The organism is Saccharopolyspora sp. SCSIO 74807 (assembly GCF_037023755.1).
Classification (GTDB): Bacteria; Actinomycetota; Actinomycetes; order Mycobacteriales; family Pseudonocardiaceae; genus Saccharopolyspora_C; species Saccharopolyspora_C galaxeae.
The window spans coordinates 5,515,705-5,531,435 of the sequence record NZ_CP146100.1; the positions used below are offsets into that span (position 1 = coordinate 5,515,705).

A 15,731-nucleotide genomic window follows, 5' to 3' on the forward strand; every position below is an offset into this window, starting at 1 on the left:
AATTCTGGGGGAATCCCGTGACACGCTCGTTCACCCTGACGCTGAGCTGCCCGAACCGCACCGGCATCGTCCGCGCGGTCAGTTCCTACCTGTACGGGCAGGACTGCGACATCGGCGAGTACCGGCAGTTCGACGACCCGGTCCGCGGCCGGCTGTTCCTGCGCACCCAGGTGACCGCCGCGCAAGAGGTCGACCTCGACGAGATTTCGCGCGGTTTCGAACCCGTCGCCGCCGATTTCGAGATGAGCTTCGCCTTCAGCTCGAACCGCAACGCCCGGATCCTGGTCATGGTGTCCAAACTGGGCCACTGCCTCAACGACCTGATCTACCGCTGGCGCGCGGGCAGCCTCAGCGCGGACATCGTCGCGGTGGTGTCCAATCACGACGATCTGCGCCCGATGGCCGAATCCGCGGGACTGCCGTTCATCCACATCCCGGTCACCGCCGCCGACAAGCCGGCGGCCGAGGCCAGGTTGTTGCGGGTGGTCGACGAGTACGACGCCGAACTGGTGGTGCTCGCCCGCTACATGCAGGTGCTGTCCGATCAGACCTGCAAAGCGCTGCACGGGCGCGCCATCAACATCCACCACTCGTTCCTGCCGGGATTCAAGGGCGCCAAGCCTTACCACCAGGCGTACTCCCGCGGGGTCAAGCTCGTCGGCGCGACCGCGCACTACGTGACCCCGGATCTCGACGAAGGGCCGATCATCGAGCAGGAGGTGATCCGCATCGATCACACCCACGATCCGCGCGCGCTGCAGACGGTAGGCCGCGATGCCGAGGCGCTCGCGCTATCGCGCGCGGTCCGCTGGCATTGCGAGCGGCGCCTGTTGCTCAACGGGCACAGCACCGTCGTTTTCCAGTGATCGCAACGGATTCCGGCCCGTCAGACGCTCGACCTACCTGCCCCGATCGCGATATTCTGTAGCGCATAGCGCAAAGGGTTGCGCGACGAGCAACAGCGCGGATTCGTCGTTCCGCTCCCGCGAGCACCGCAACGTCCGCCGCACGCCGGCCGCTCCACGGCTGCGCCGGGAGCAACGCGCCGCGCCATCGCGGCGAGATCCCATCGTCCCGAGCGACATCTGACCCGAGCGACACCTCTCCCGAGCGACCCCTCTCCCGAAACGAGGAGCACTGCCATGACGACCGGTGAGCTGTCCGCCTCCGCCGAGGACACGAGCCTTCCGGAAAGCCTGCGGGAAACGCTCGCGGGCCACTACTACACCGATCCTTCGATCTTCCGCGCCGAGCAGGAATCCATCTTCGAGGCGGGCTGGTTCTGCGCCGTGCTCGGCGCCGACCTCGCCAGGCCCGGCCAGTACGAAACCGTCCAAATCGGACGGGAAAGCGTGCTCGTCACGCGGGCCAGGGACGGCTCCATCAACGCTTTCCTCAACGTGTGCAGGCATCGCGGCGCGCGGCTGTGCACCGAGCAGCAGGGCGAGGTGCGCCGATCCTTCCAATGTCTCTACCACGCGTGGACCTACGGGCTCGACGGCAAGCTCGTCTCCGCCCCGAACCTGACCTCGATGCCGGACATCGACCGCGGCGAGTTCGGCCTGCACCGGGTGCACGTGCGCGAATGGCTCGGTTACGTCTGGTTGTGCCTGGCCGATGAGCCGCCGTCGTTCGCGGACACCGTCATCGGCGACGTAGCGAACCGGCTGGGCACACCGGATGCGATCGTCGGCTACCAGGTCGCGGAGCTCAAGCTCGGCAAGCGGATCGAGTACGACGTGCGGGCGAACTGGAAGCAGGTCGTGGAGAACTTCATGGAGTGCTACCACTGCGCCACGATCCACCCGGAGCTGACCGAAGTGCTGCCGGAGTTCGCCGACGGCCTGGCCGCGCAGTACTTCGTGGGCCACGGCGCGGAATTCGGCGAGAACATCGAGGGCTTCACCGTCGACGGATCGGCAGGGCTCGACCGGATCCCGGGCGTGGACGAGGAGCAGGACCGGCGCTACTACGCGATCACGGTGCGGCCCCAGGTGTTCATCAACCTGGTTCCCGATCACGTGGTTTTCCACCGCATGTTCCCGGTCGCGGTCGACCGCACGATCATCCGGTGCGACTGGCTGTACCTGCCGGAGGTCGTCGACTCGGGCACCGACATCGATCGTTCGGTGGAGCTGTTCCACCGGGTCAACCAGCAGGACTTCGACGCGTGCGAGCGGTGCCAGCTGTCGATGGACTCCCGCTCCTACGAGCGGGGCGGCGTGCTGGTTCCCAGCGAGCACCACATCGGTGAGTTCCACGACTGGGTGCGCCAGCGGGTCGGTTGAGCCGGGAAGCGCGGCCCCGTGCGGACCTTCTCCGTCCGCACGGGGCCGCGCGAAGCACTACTGCCGCGGTTGTTCCAGCGGAACACCGTCGTCGGACAACGGCGGTGGCGGCAACTCCGAACTGGAGGTCAGCGGAGCGGCACCCGCCAGCGGACGCCCGGCCTGCTCGGTCAGGAAATGGGTGCTGACCAGCCCGACGACACCTGCGCCGACGAGGTAGTACCCCGGCCAGTCGAGGTTGCCGGTCGTCGTCGCCGCGGCCTCGATGATCGTCGGTGCGGTGCCCGCGAACAGCGACACCGAAACGTTGAAGATGACCGCCAGGCTGCTGTAGCGGATCATCGTGGGAAACAGCGCGGGCAGCGTCGACGGCGACACCGCCGCGAAGCACATCAGCGGCATCCCGATCAGCAGCAAGCCGACGATCTGGCCCACCAGCCCCTCCCGGAGCAACCACACGGCGGGCAGCCCGAGGAAGATCAAGGCCATGCTTCCCGTCATCAGCAAGGGTTTTCGCCCGATGCGGTCGCTGAGCCGCCCGACCGACACGATCACGCAGAGCATCAGCACCATGACGGCCACTTGCAGCGCGGTCGCCAGCGCCTCGCTGGTGCCGCTCTCGCCGTGGCGCGGGAGCGTCCCGGCCAGGTACGTGGGGATGTAGTTGGTGAACACGTAGTTCGTCACGTTCCACGCGACGATCACCCCGGCCGCGACCAGCGCGGCGGATCGGTAACGCACCACCAGGATGTGCACGGCCCGCCGAGCCGACATCGTCGAGAGCGCGGGCGAACGCTGCATCAACTGCCGGAACGCGGGAGTGTCCTCGAGCCGCATCCGCAGGTAGAGGCCGGTGATGCCCAGTGGCAGGGCGAGCATGAACGGAAGCCGCCAACCCCACGCCAGCAGGTCGTTCTCCGGCAGCACCGCGATCACCACGCCGCACACCGACGCGCCGAGCGCATACCCGGTCAGCGTGCAGAATTCGAGCCAGCTGCCGAAGAATCCCCGCCGCCGGTCCGGGGCGTACTCGGCGACCAGGGTCAGCGCCCCGGTGTACTCACCACCCGCCGAGAAGCCCTGCAGCATCCGCACGAACAGCACCAGCAGCGGAGCCGCGATGCCGACCGCACCGTAGCTCGGCACCAGCCCGAGCAGCACGGTCGCGACCGCCATCAGCAGCACGGTCGTGGAAAGCACCTTCGTGCGACCGAATTTGTCGCCGAGGCGGCCGAACACGAACCCGCCGAGCGGGCGCATCAGGAACGCGGCGGCGAACGCGCCGAGCGTGTACACGGTGGCCCACTGCCCGACGTCCGGGAAGAACACCCGGTCCAGCACCACGGCGGCCAGGTAGGAGTAGATCCCGAAGTCGTACCATTCGGCGACGTTCCCCACCGATGCCGCCGCAACCGCCCGGTGCACGGTGCGTTCCTGCTGCACGACGGGCGGGGTTCCGCCACGCCGACGGCGTCCGGGCTGGTTGCTCATGCGGGCTCCCCGGATGCGAACCGCAGCACCCGGCACCGCGCCGGGATCGCAGCAGCCTCATCACCCTTGATGCCGGGTTCGACGGTTGATATATCTCTGGACGATAAGTCAGTCCGCACAGCGAGGTCAACGCTCCGGCAGGTGCGAACCTCGCCCCGCCGGCGAAGCGGCGCAGCCGTCGCCGGACCCCTCGCCACCGGGCGCCGCTCGGCGCCGAGTCGTGCCCGGCATCCGCAGGCGATCGTCGAATCGTTCGCCACAGCAACGGCATCCGCCGGATCGGCGCCGAAATTCCACCGTTGACGACCGCGGGAGCGAGCCGCATTCTGTCGGTTGCGTAATGCAGTACGGGTTCCGCCATCTGCAACAGGAGGTACGATGATCTTCGTGGGCGAGCTGTCCGACCTCCCGCCGGGGGAGTCGGTCCGCGTTCCGGGCGACGTCCCGATCGCGGTGTTCAATGTGGACGGTGAGCTGTTCGCGATCGACGACACCTGCACGCACCAGGACGCCTCGCTCTCCGACGGGTGGCTCGAGGGCTGCGCGGTCGAATGTCCGCTGCACGCCGCCTGTTTCGACCTGCGCACCGGCCGGCCCAGCGGCCCGCCCGCGAAGAAGCCCGTCCGGACCCACGAGGTCGCCGTCGAGGACGGCTCGATCTACGTCTCCGAGCCCGCCAAGGCCGACGCGGCTGTGCAGGAGGTGGGTTGATGCAGCACATCACCGTCGTCGGGGCGTCCCTCGCGGGCCTGGCGACAACCCGTGCGCTGCGCGCGCAAGGATTCGAGGGACGGATCGCCGTCATCGGCGACGAGCAGCACGAACCGTACGACCGGCCACCGCTGTCGAAGGAGTTCCTGGCGGGGACCGCTTCCGAGGACGACATCCGGCTGATCGAGCCGGACGACTCCGACCTCGAAGCCGAGTGGCTGCTGGGCCGAACCGCACGAGCCCTGCACACCTCCGAACGCGCGGTCGTGCTCGACGACGGGGAACGCATCACCACCGATGCCGTCGTGGTGGCCACCGGGGCACGAGCGCGGACCCTGCCGGATTCGGTCCCTGCGGGCGTGCGAACGCTGCGAAACCTCGACGATGCGCGGGCACTGCGCGAAGAACTCACCGCCGGAGCACGGCTGGTGATCATCGGCGCCGGGTTCATCGGAGCGGAGATCGCCTCCACGGCAGCCGGGCTCGGGCGCGAAGTGGACATCGTCGAAGCGGCCCCGGTGCCCATGCAGCGAGCGCTGGGAGACGAGATGGGCGCGGTGTGCGGTCGGCTGCACGCCCGCAACGGCGTGCGGATGCACCTGGGAGCCGGACTTGCCGAGTTGGCGGGAGAATCCCGCGTCACGGCCGTGCGCCTGGCGGACGGCCGCGAACTTCCCGCCGACGTGGTGGTGGTCGGCATCGGCGCTGAGCCGAACGTCGAGTGGCTCGCGGGATCGGGTGTCTCGCTGGCAGGCGGCGTCCGCACCGACGAGAGCGGCCGCACCAACGTTGCGGAAGTCGCCGCCGTCGGGGACTGCGCCAACTCGTTCCGCAGCTATACCGCGGAATCCCTGCGGCTGGAGCACTGGACGAACGCGCTGCAGCAACCGGCGGCCGCCGCCGCGGCACTGCTCGGACGCGAGCACGCGCCCCCGGCGCATCACGCGGTCCCCTACTTCTGGTCCGACCAGTACGGGCACAAGATCCAGTTCGCCGGGCACCGCACCGCGGACTGCTCGGTCCAGGTCGAAGAAGGCGACCTGGACTCCGGCGAATTCCTCGCGCTCTACCTCGACGGCTCCGGTTCTCCGGTCGGCGTGCTCGGCATCGACCGCGCCCGCTCGTTCGGCCGATGGCGCCGCAAACTGGCAGTTCGCGGCTGAGTCGCCCGGCGCGCGTCAGACCACCGCGCGGATGGCCTCCTCGAAGCCGAGCACGTGATCGCGAGCGAGCTGCTCGGCTTCATCCGCGGACCGCTCGCCGATCGCCCGCAGCAAGCCGGAGTGCTCCCCGACGTGGCGGTCGAAATGCGTCATCCGGTCCAGGAACAGGCAGAAGATCCGCGTCGCCAGGTTGTCGTAGCGCACCAGCGTGTCCTCGAGGTGCGGGTTCCCCGACGCGTGGTAGATGGCGCGGTGCACGTGCAGGTCCCAGCGCATCAGTTCGTCCCGGCTGAGCGAGCGCACGTCGACCTCGTCGAGCGTGTCGGCCAGCTCGACGAACTCCTCCAGCAGCGCGGCGTCGGCGGATTCGGCGGCGCGGCGGGCCGCCAACGGCTCCAGCTGCGCCCGCAGCTCGGAGATGTAGGCGAGGTCGGTGATGTCGACGGCCGTGGCGAACGTGCCGCGCCGCGGGTAGGACACCACGAGCCGATCGATCTCGAGCCGCTTCAGCGCTTCGCGGACCGGGGTGCGGCCGATGTCGAGCGAGCCGGCCAGCGCCACGTCGTCGATCGCCGTCATCGGGGGGATGTCGAGCATGATCAGCCGATCGCGGATCGCCGCGTAGGCCCGGTCCGCCATCGAGCCCTGTTCCGGTTCGCCTGCAGCAGTGTTCATTCCAGCCCCGGCATGGGAAGGAGGCACGGGTCCGCCGATGGGCGGCCGCTTCCGCAGGTGCTAACGCTTGACATATCAGGATTGTATCTGTTGGCGACCTGGTGGTGACGGGTCCAGGTGGCCCGTATCACCGCGCGCAGTCTTCCGCACTGGTCAGCCGGTGCGTGCCGGGACATCATCGGGACCTGCTGCGAAACCGGGCCGCGTTGGTGTCCTAGTTGGACGGTCCCGGCCGGGAAACCGCGTCCGGCGGGTGTGTTCCGCGGCCGGGGCGCAGTAATTTGAACGCATGACTACGTCGCCAGTGATCCTGCTGCTGTCCGGAAGCACCAGAAGCGGTTCCAGCAATGAAGCCGTGCTGCGCACCGCCCACGAAGTGGCCCCAGCGCAGGTGCGCACCGTGCGGTACGAGGGGCTGGCGGCGCTTCCGCACTTCAACCCCGACGACGACGCCGATCCGCTGCCCGCTCCGGTGGCCGAACTGCGAGCGGCGATCGGTGCAGCCGCTGCGGTGCTGATCTGCACCCCGGAGTACGCGGGAACGCTGCCGGGCTCGTTCAAGAACTTGCTGGACTGGACGATCGGCGGCACCGAGACCGGCGGCAAACCCATGGCCTGGATCAACTCGGCCGCGCCCGGACGCGGGCATGGCGCGGAGGCGACGCTGCGCGCGGTGCTCGAATACGCGGGCGCGGACATCGTGGACACGGCGTGCGCGAAGGTTCCCGTGCACCGCGAGATGATCGGCGACGACGGAAGCATCGCTGATCAGCAAGTGCGCGCGCAGCTCAGCGAGGTGGTCCGGACATTGGTCGACTCGTTCCGGAGCGCTGCACCGACCGACCGGTGAGCCATCCCGCACGGGCGGGAAACGCTGCCTGCCCTCGCGGCTGACGAACCGTTCCACTCCGCTGCTAGCGCACCGGCGTCACTGCTCGGATCGCATCAGCCTGCGCGCGGCCTGGGCGCCCAGGCTGGTGTCGATGTGCTCGCGCATCACCTCGGCCGCGGCGTCGGACTCACCGGCCACGACGCATTCGACGAGCGCTCGGTGCTCATCGTCCTTCTTCGCGCGGGCTTGCGGACCGCGATCGATCTCCAAGGCGAGCCGCCGGTACCGGTCGGCCTTGTCCCACAACCCGTCCAGCGTCTCGATCAGCAGGTCGTTGTGCGAGGCCCGGTAGATCGCGGCGTGGAACCGGCGGTGGTGCAGCATCGGCTGGTGGCCGGAGTCGGTGGGCAACGCGCGCAGCCCGACCGCGGCCTCGCGGATCTCCGCGACGTCGGCCTTGGTCCGCCGCTGCGCGGCCAGCGACACCGCCAGCGGGTCCAGCGAACGCCGGATCTCCAGCAGGTCGCGGGCCTCTTCGGCATCGAGCTCGGTGACCCGGGCGTCGCGGTGCGCGTCCAGTTCCACCAGCCGCTCGGCCTTGAGCCTGCGCAGCGCCTCGCGCAGCGGCGTGGTGCTGATGCCGATGGTGCGCGCCAGCGTGGCCTGGTTGAGCACCGATCCGGGCGCGAACTCACCCGAGAGGATCTTGTCCCGGACGCTGTTGTAAGCCAGCTCGCTCTTGGTCATCAGTGGCGACGCCGGTTCGCTCATGCCGCACCTCCCGGCTATAAGCTACCGCGCCGCCGCGCGCTCCCGGTCAGCAGGCGAAACTTGCTTCGACGCGTCGTTATAAGACGATGATTCGAGAATACCTCCAGTTCATGGCGTTCGATCACCGCATCACCGAACCCTTGACCGAGCGAGGTTATAACCTCCAGGATGTCCGCCATCCGCCGCCACACGAGGAGAGTTGATGAGCGCACCCCCGACTGCCCGTCCGTACCGGCTCGGTCTGCTGGAAGGCGACGGGATCGGCCCCGAGATCGTGCCCGCGGCGACGCGCGCGGTCGACGCGGCGATGACCTCCGCCGGAATTCCGGGCGTGCAATGGGAACCGCTGCCGCTCGGCCGGGCCGCGATCGACGAGCACGGCACGCCGCTGCCGGACTCGACGCTGGAAGCGCTCGACGGGCTGGACGCGTGGCTGCTGGGGCCGCACGACAGCGCCGCCTACCCCGAGCCGCACCGGTCCCGGCTCAACCCGAGCGGCACCATCCGCACCCGTTTCGGGCTCTACGCCAACATCCGCCCGGCCAAGGCGTTCGAGGGCGCGAAGGCGATGGTGCCCGGCACCGACCTGGTCATCGTGCGGGAGAACACCGAAGGGTTCTACGCCGACCGCAACACCCACGCGGGCACCGGCGAGCTCATGCCGACCCCGGACGTCGCCATCGCCCACGGCATCATCACCCGCGCAGCGGTCGAGCGGATCGCGCACGCCGCGTTCCGGCTGGCGCGCAACCGGCGCAACCGGCTCACCATCGTGCACAAGGCCAACGTGCTGCGGCTGACCACCGGGCTGTTCCGGGACGTTTGCCGCGAGATCTCGGCGCAATACCCCGAGGTCGCCGTCGACGACTTCCACATCGACGCGATGACCGTGCACCTGCTGCGCCGCGCCCCGGAATTCGACGTGCTCGTCACCGAGAACATGTTCGGCGACATCCTCTCCGACCTCACCGGCGAGCTGGCCGGGTCGCTCGGCATCGCGCCGTCGATCAACGTCTCCGACCGGCACGGCATGGCCCAGGCCGCGCACGGCTCGGCTCCGGACATCGCGGGCCGGGACGTCGCCAACCCGATCGCGATGATGCTCTCCAGCGCGATGCTGCTGGACTGGCTGGCCGACCGCCACGACGACGCAGGCCTGCGCCGGGCGGCCGCGGCGCTGGAGTCCGGGGTCGCGCGCACGGTCGCGGCCGGGACCTGCACCTCGGACATGGGCGGGGCGGCCGGGACCACCGCGTTCGCCGAGTCGGTCGCCGACGCGATCCGCAGCGGAGCCGCGGCGTGATCGGCCCGCTGGTGGCGTTCGTGCACGCCACGCCCGCTTCGATCGAGCCGGCGGACGCGGCGTTGCGCGCGGAGTTCCCGGAAGCCGACAGCTGGCACCTGCTGGACGACCGGCTGATCCGCGAAGCCGACGAAGCGGGCGGCCTCACCCGGGCGCTGCGGCTGCGGATGCTGTCGCTGATCCGGCACGCCGTGGACGGGGGCGCCGAAGCCGTGCAGCTGAGCTGCTCGATGTACGGGCCGGTCGCCGCGCTCGCCCGGCAGCTCTGGCCGGTGCCGGTGCGGGGTTCCGACGATGCCGCGTTCGCCGAGGTCGCCCGCCGCGGATGTGGCCGGGTGGTCCTGCTCGCGCCGCTGGAATCCGCGCTGGCCGATTCCGCGCGGCGACTCGCGGAGGTGGCGACCGGGACGGAGATCGTGGCCGAGCGCGCACGGCCCGGCTCGGTGGATTCCCTGGCGCGGGCGGCGAAACCGCACCTGCAAGCGGCGGATCTCGTGCTGCTGGGCCAGTATTCGCTGAGCCCGCACGCGCGGGAACTCGCCGCGACGTTGAACGCGGAGGTGCTCAGCACGCCATCGCCCGGGCTTCGCGAGCTGCGGGCGCACCTGCTGGGCGACTCGGCGGGGGCTGGATCATGAGCCTGCTCGGATGCATAGCCGACGACTACACCGGTGGTGCCGATGTCGCCGCAGCGCTGCGCCGCGGTGGCCTGCGCACCGCGCTGTTGTTCGGGCGCCCGGAGACGGCCGTGGACCTGACCGACTGCGATGCCGTCGTGGTCGCGCTGAAAACGCGGACCGCGCCCGCCACCACCGCGATCGCGGAAACGCTTCAGGTCCGCTCGTGGATGGCCGGGCGCGGAGCGGATCGGGTCTACTTCAAGTACTGCTCCACGTTCGACTCCACGCCGCAGGGCAACATCGGCGTGGTCGCGGACGGGTTGCTCGACGCGGACGGCAGTCGGCTCACCGTGGTGTGCCCGTCCACTCCGGACCAAGGTCGAACCGTCCACAACGGACACCTGTTCGTCGGTGACGTGCCGTTGTCGGAGTCGCCGATGCGGGATCATCCGCTGACCCCGATGACCGACTCCGACCTCGTGCGCGTCCTGGGGGCGCAGACCCCGCACCGCGTCGGGCTCGTCGGGTTGCCCGTGGTCCGCCGAGGTGCCGATGCGGTCCGCAGCGAGCTGGCGGCGATGCGCCATCGCGGCGTGCGGTACGCGGTGACCGATGCACTCACCGAGGAGGACCTGCGCACCGTCGCCCGCGCCGCCACCGGTCTGACCACGCTCACCGGCGCGGCCGGGCTCGCGCACGCGTTGGCCGGGACACTCGGCGCGGAGGCGTCGGCGAAAGCGCGCGATACCCCGGAAATCCCGGCCGGACCGGCGCTCGTGCTCGCGGGCAGCTGCTCGCGCACCACGCTCGAGCAGGTCGACCGGGCGCGGGAACACCTGCCTGCGCACCGCTTGGATCTGCGCGCCGTCCCCGATCCCGAGCGCCTGCACGAGCTGGCCGACGACTGGCTGCGCGAGCACGCCGACGGCGGTCCGCTGCTGGTCTACTCCTCCGCGCCGCCGGAAGAACGGACATCGGACTCCGCGAGCTACGAACGGATTCTGGCGGCACTGGCGCGAAGCGCGGTGCAACTCGGGTATCGAAGGCTCGTCGTCGCGGGCGGCGAAACCTCGGGAGCCGTGGTCAACGCCCTCGGCGTGACCGCGGTCGCGGTCACCGGTGAAGCCGACCGGGGCGTGCCGTGGTGCGTGCACGACGGTGACCCGCCGGTGGCGCTGTTGCTGAAATCCGGCAACTTCGGCCGCCCCGATCTGCTGACGCGTGCGGCACAGGGGCGATCATGAGCGACACCGCGGCAGCCGTCGCCGCGCTGGGAGCGTCGTTCTTCGAGCGCGGGTTGACCTTCGGGCGTACCGGCAACATCAGCGTTCGCCACCACGGCCGGATCCTGCTCACTCCGACCGGCGCTTCGCTGGGCGCCCTCGATCCGGCCGGACTGTCCGAACTGGACCTCGATGGCGCGCACCTGAGCGGCCCGCGCCCGTCCAAGGAGGCTTTCCTGCACGCGGCGATGTACCGGGCACGACCCTCCGCCGCAGCGGTGATCCACCTGCACAGCACCCACTCCGTCGCGGTTTCCTGCTTGGCCGACGTCGATCCGCACGACGTGCTGCCACCGCTGACCGCCTACTACGCCATGCGGGTGGGCCACCTGCCGCTGCTTCCTTATCACGCGCCCGGTGACGACGGGCTCGGCCCGCTGGTCGAAGGAACCGCCGCGCGGCACCACGCGTTGCTGCTGGCCAACCACGGCCCGGTCGTGGCAGGCCGGGACCTCCCCGCGGCGGCCGACGCCGTCGAAGAACTCGAAGAGACCGCCCGGATTTTCCTGCTGCTGCGGGGAATGCGTTCCCGGCCGCTCACGCCGGAGCAGGCCGGGGAACTCGCGGCGCCGGGCTCCTGAGCCCGCGCTGCCACCGGCGCCCACCGATCCGATCAGCGCGCGCGAGCCCCGTCCCGCACCGCGGCCGTTTCGCGCAGCAAAGGAGCAACGATGCTCGCCGTCCTGGGATTCGCAACGCTCGGCGTCTTCATGGCGCTGGTGATGCGCCGATACCTGACCGCTTTCGTCGCCATCATGGTCACCCCCATCGTCTTCGCCGTGGCCGCCGGGTTCGGTGGCGATCTCGACGAGATGATGCTCAACGGTCTGGAGATCGTCGCGCCGACGGCGATCCTGCTGCTGTTCGCGGTGCTCTATTTCGGCGTGATGATGGATGCCCGGCTGTTCGATCCGATCTCGACGGCGATCATCCGGATCTCCAAGGGCGACCCGGTGCGCATCTGCGTCGGCACCGCGATCCTCGCGCTGCTGGTCGCCCTCGACGGCGACGGCACCACCAGCTACATGATCGTCTGCTCCGCGTTCTTACCGCTCTACCGGCGGCTGGGGATCAACCCGCTGGTGATCGCCACCATTGCCACGATGGCGCTGGGCACCATCTCCGGCACCACCCCGTGGGGCGGCGCGGCGACCCGCGGGATCAGCGTGCTGCACCTGGACTCCACCGACTACTTCACGCACATGATCGCGCCGATGGTGCTGACCTCGCTGGCCATCGTCGCGATCGCCTGGGTGCTCGGCCGCGGCCAACGCGACCGCATCGACCGGGCCGTGATCGACGAGTTCGCCGCCGAAATCGCCCAGCAGCGCAACGAGAACAACCGCGACTGGCGGACCTGGTTCAACGCCGGGCTGACCGTGCTGCTGCTGGTGCTGCTGATCGCCGGGGTCGCCGAGCTGGTCAACCTGTTCATGGTCGCGTTCGTCATCGCTCTGCTGGTCAACCACCCGCGCCTGGCCGACCAGGGCGAGGTCATCAAGAAGCACGCGGGCAACGCCGTGCCGGTGGTCATGCTCGTGCTCGGCGCCGGGATCTTCACCGGCATCATGACCGACACCGGCATGACCGAAGCCATGGCCGACGCGCTGCTGTCGATCGTGCCCGACTCGCTCGGCAACCTGATCCCGCTATTCACCGCCGTGATCAGCCTGCCGCTGAGCTTCTTCATGTCCAACGACGCCTACTTCTTCGGCGTCCTGCCGGTGCTGGCCGAATCCGCCGGCCACTACGGCATCGCCCCGGTCGAGATCGCCCGGGCCGGAGCGATCGGCCAGATGATGCACTCCATCGGCCCGGCCTCCGCGCCGCTGTGGGTCCTGCTCGGGCTCATCAAGCGCGAACTCGGCGACTTCCAGCGCTTCGCCCTGCTGTGGGTGCTGCTCGCCTCGCTGGCCTACATCGCATTCGCCGTGCTCACCGGAGCGATCACGGTCTACTGAAGACCACCGGACATCCCGGCACCTTCTTCGTCCACATCGGAGGCGATTCGTCGGGCTTCGAGCAAGTTGAGGATGCGCTGGACGTGAGGGGCAGCGGATCAACAACGGCCGCGGGGACGTCCGGGCGGAGTTCGGCTCAGCAGCCGACGTAGGCCGCGAGGTGTTCGCCGGTGAGCGTGGAGCGGTCGGCGACCAGTTCGGCCGGGGTGCCCTCGAAGACGACCCGGCCGCCCTCGTGGCCCGCGCCCGGCCCGATGTCGATGATCCAGTCGGCGTGCGCCATGACCGCCTGGTGGTGCTCCACGACGATGACCGACTTGCCCGCGTCGACGAGCCGGTCGAGCAGGCCGAGCAGCTGCTCGACGTCGGCGAGGTGCAGCCCGGCGGTCGGCTCGTCGAGCACGTACACCCCGCCGTTGTCGGCCAGGTGGGTAGCCAGCTTGAGCCGTTGCCGCTCGCCGCCGGACAACGTGGTCAGCGGCTGGCCGAGACCGAGGTAGCCGAGTCCGGTGTCGGCCATCCGCTGCAGGATCTGGTGCGCGGCCGGGATCCGCGCCTCGCCGGCGCCGAAGAACTCCGCGGCCTCGGCCACCTGCATCGCGAGCACCTCGCTGATGTCCCTCCCGCCGAAGCGGTATTCCAGCACCGACGGCTGGAACCGCTTGCCCTCGCACTCCTCGCAGGTGGTGGCGAGACCGGCCATCATCGCCAGGTCGGTGTAGACGACTCCGGCACCGTTGCAGCCCGGGCAGGCGCCCTCGGAGTTGGCGCTGAACAGCGCCGGTTTCACGCCGTTGGCCTTCGCGAACGCCTTGCGGATCGGTTCGAGCAGGCCGGTGTAGGTCGCGGGGTTGCTGCGCCGCGATCCGCGGATCGGGGCCTGATCGACCGAGATCACGTCCGCCGAAGCCGGGATGGACCCGTGCAGCAGCGAACTCTTCCCGGAGCCCGCAACGCCGGTGACCACGCACAGCACCCCGAGCGGGATGTCGACGTCGACGTTGCGCAGGTTGTGCTGCGCCGCGCCGCGGATCTGCACCGCTTCGGTGGATTCGCGCACCTGCTCCTTGAGCGGGGCCCGATCGTCGAGGTGGCGGCCGGTGACGGTGTCGCGGCCGCGCAATTCCGCAACGGTGCCCTCGAAGCAGACGGTGCCGCCCGCCGAACCCGCGCCGGGGCCGAGGTCGACGACGTGGTCGGCGATCGCGATCGTCTCCGGCTCGTGCTCGACGACCAGCACCGTGTTGCCCTTGTCCCGCAGGCGCAGCAGCAGATCGTTCATCCGCCGGATGTCGTGCGGGTGCAGGCCGATGGTCGGTTCGTCGAAGACGTAGGTGACGTCGGTCAGCGCCGAACCGAGGTGGCGGATCATCTTGGTGCGCTGCGCCTCGCCACCGGACAACGTGCCCGAGGAGCGGTCCAGCGAGAGGTAACCCAGCCCGATCTCCACGAATGCGTCGAGGGTTTCCCGCAACGCGGTGAGCAGCGGTGCCACCGACGGCTCGTCCAGACCGCGGACCCAGTCCGCCAGGTCGCTGATCTGCATCGCGCAGGCGTCGGCGATGCTGATCCCGGCGATCTCGGACGAGCGGGCGGCCTCGCTGAGCCGCGTGCCGCCGCACTCGGGACAGCTGGTGAAGGTGACCGCCCGCTGCACGAACGCCCGGATGTGCGGCTGCATCGCCTCGGGGTCCTTGGACAGGAACGACTTCTGGACCTTCGGGAGCAGGCCCTCGTAGGTCAGGTTGACCCCGTCCACCTTGACCTTGATCGGCTCCTTGTGCAGGAAGTCGTGCAGCTCTTGCGCGGTGTACTCGCGGATCGGCTTGTCCGGATCGACCAGGCCCGACTCGGCGTAGACCCGCACGTTCCAGAAGTTGTCCGACTTCCACCCGGGGATGGTGAACGCGCCCTCGGACAGCGACTTCGAGTCGTCGTAGAGCTGGGTGAGGTCGATGTCCGAGACCGCTCCCCTGCCTTCGCACCGCGGGCACATGCCGCCGGTGATGCTGAAGCTCTGCCGCTCCTTGACGGTCCTGCCGCCGCGTTCCCGCGTGATCGCGCCCGCCCCGCTCATCGAGGCGACGTTGAACGAGAACGCCTGCGGCGAGCCGATGTGCGGCTGCCCGAGCCTGCTGAACAGCACCCGCAGCAGCGCGCCGGTGTCGGTGGCGGTGCCGACCGTGGAACGCGGATCGGCGCCCATCCGCTGCTGGTCGACGATGATCGCGGTGGTGAGCCCGTCGAGCACGTCGACATCGGGCCGCGCCAACGCGGGCATGAAGCCCTGCAGGAAGGCGCTGTAGGTCTCGTTGATCATCCGCTGCGACTCGGCGGCGATGGTGCTGAACACCAGCGAGCTCTTGCCCGATCCGGAGACCCCGGTGAACACCGTCAGCCTGCGCTTGGGCAGCTCGATGCTGACGTCGGCGAGGTTGTTCTCGCGCGCGCCGTGCACGCGGATCAGATCGTGGCTGTCGGCGACGTGCTGGACCGGCGGCCGGGCCGACGATCGGGCCGACGACTGGTCCGACGGCTTCTCGGCGGTGCTCATCGGACCTCCACATGTGCCTGACGAACTCGGTCTCCGCCGCAGAATCTACTGGGACCCCCCGACACCGCACTCCAGCCGC

General features: G+C 69.7%; 14 protein-coding genes. 10 read left to right on the forward strand and 4 right to left on the reverse strand.

Going from position 1 to position 15,731, the window contains the following annotated elements; genetic code table 11:
* Positions 1 to 17: 17 nt before the first annotated feature.
* Together purU and V1457_RS25335 are read left to right on the forward strand one after the other, a co-directional pair.
* Positions 18 to 866, forward strand: coding sequence for a formyltetrahydrofolate deformylase (gene purU / locus V1457_RS25330; protein WP_338597338.1), 849 nt, complete (start codon positions 18 to 20; stop codon positions 864 to 866).
* A 276-nt stretch (positions 867 to 1,142) separates the two neighbouring features.
* A complete protein-coding gene (locus tag V1457_RS25335; RefSeq protein WP_338597340.1) occupies positions 1,143 to 2,288 on the forward strand; it encodes an aromatic ring-hydroxylating dioxygenase subunit alpha in 1,146 nt (381 codons plus the stop codon).
* A gap of 57 nt (positions 2,289 to 2,345) precedes the next feature.
* Here V1457_RS25335 and V1457_RS25340 read toward each other — a convergent pair whose 3' ends face one another.
* On the reverse strand, positions 2,346 to 3,779 hold the full coding sequence (locus V1457_RS25340) for an MFS transporter (protein WP_338597342.1): 1,434 nt from the start codon (positions 3,777 to 3,779) through the stop codon (positions 2,346 to 2,348).
* Between the two features lie 378 nt (positions 3,780 to 4,157).
* Between V1457_RS25340 and V1457_RS25345 the strand changes: the two genes are divergently transcribed.
* Positions 4,158 to 4,490 carry a bifunctional 3-phenylpropionate/cinnamic acid dioxygenase ferredoxin subunit gene (locus V1457_RS25345; protein WP_200072371.1) on the forward strand — a complete coding sequence of 111 codons (333 nt, stop codon included), beginning with the start codon at positions 4,158 to 4,160 and terminating at the stop codon, positions 4,488 to 4,490.
* Entirely contained in the window at positions 4,490 to 5,653 is a 1,164-nt protein-coding gene (locus tag V1457_RS25350) for an FAD-dependent oxidoreductase (protein ID WP_338597345.1), read from the forward strand. The genes V1457_RS25345 and V1457_RS25350 overlap by 1 nt, the downstream gene beginning before the upstream one ends.
* Positions 5,654 to 5,668: 15 nt before the next feature.
* Here V1457_RS25350 and V1457_RS25355 read toward each other — a convergent pair whose 3' ends face one another.
* Positions 5,669 to 6,328: a GntR family transcriptional regulator gene (locus V1457_RS25355; protein WP_200072369.1), complete on the reverse strand. Its 660-nt coding sequence runs from the start codon at positions 6,326 to 6,328 to the stop codon at positions 5,669 to 5,671.
* 289 nt (positions 6,329 to 6,617) lie between these two features.
* Here V1457_RS25355 and V1457_RS25360 point away from each other — a divergent pair, with 289 nt between their 5' ends.
* Positions 6,618 to 7,178, forward strand: coding sequence for an NADPH-dependent FMN reductase (locus V1457_RS25360; protein WP_200072368.1), 561 nt, complete (start codon positions 6,618 to 6,620; stop codon positions 7,176 to 7,178).
* 78 nt (positions 7,179 to 7,256) lie between these two features.
* On the opposite strand, the gene V1457_RS25365 is transcribed toward V1457_RS25360, so the two are convergent.
* Positions 7,257 to 7,931, reverse strand: coding sequence for a GntR family transcriptional regulator (locus V1457_RS25365; RefSeq protein WP_200072367.1), 675 nt, complete (start codon positions 7,929 to 7,931; stop codon positions 7,257 to 7,259).
* 202 nt (positions 7,932 to 8,133) lie between these two features.
* Between V1457_RS25365 and V1457_RS25370 the strand changes: the two genes are divergently transcribed.
* The 5 genes from V1457_RS25370 to V1457_RS25390 all read left to right on the forward strand — a co-directional run bounded on the left by V1457_RS25370 (position 8,134) and on the right by V1457_RS25390 (position 13,098).
* On the forward strand, positions 8,134 to 9,234 hold the full coding sequence (locus tag V1457_RS25370) for an isocitrate/isopropylmalate family dehydrogenase (protein WP_338597347.1): 1,101 nt from the start codon (positions 8,134 to 8,136) through the stop codon (positions 9,232 to 9,234).
* On the forward strand, positions 9,231 to 9,872 hold the full coding sequence (locus V1457_RS25375; protein ID WP_200072365.1) for an aspartate/glutamate racemase family protein: 642 nt from the start codon (positions 9,231 to 9,233) through the stop codon (positions 9,870 to 9,872). Before V1457_RS25370 ends, V1457_RS25375 begins: the two co-directional genes overlap by 4 nt.
* Positions 9,869 to 11,098: a 3-oxo-tetronate kinase gene (gene otnK / locus V1457_RS25380; RefSeq protein WP_338597350.1), complete on the forward strand. Its 1,230-nt coding sequence runs from the start codon at positions 9,869 to 9,871 to the stop codon at positions 11,096 to 11,098. The genes V1457_RS25375 and otnK overlap by 4 nt, the downstream gene beginning before the upstream one ends.
* Positions 11,095 to 11,718, forward strand: a complete 624-nt coding sequence (gene otnC / locus V1457_RS25385; RefSeq protein WP_200072364.1) for a 3-oxo-tetronate 4-phosphate decarboxylase — start codon at positions 11,095 to 11,097, stop codon at positions 11,716 to 11,718. The genes otnK and otnC overlap by 4 nt, the downstream gene beginning before the upstream one ends.
* 90 nt (positions 11,719 to 11,808) lie before the next feature.
* On the forward strand, positions 11,809 to 13,098 hold the full coding sequence (locus tag V1457_RS25390) for a CitMHS family transporter (RefSeq protein WP_295146944.1): 1,290 nt from the start codon (positions 11,809 to 11,811) through the stop codon (positions 13,096 to 13,098).
* Between the two features lie 136 nt (positions 13,099 to 13,234).
* Here the strand turns inward: V1457_RS25390 and V1457_RS25395 are convergent, their stop codons facing one another.
* On the reverse strand, positions 13,235 to 15,652 hold the full coding sequence (locus V1457_RS25395) for an excinuclease ABC subunit UvrA (protein ID WP_338597353.1): 2,418 nt from the start codon (positions 15,650 to 15,652) through the stop codon (positions 13,235 to 13,237).
* Positions 15,653 to 15,731: the final 79 nt, after the last annotated feature.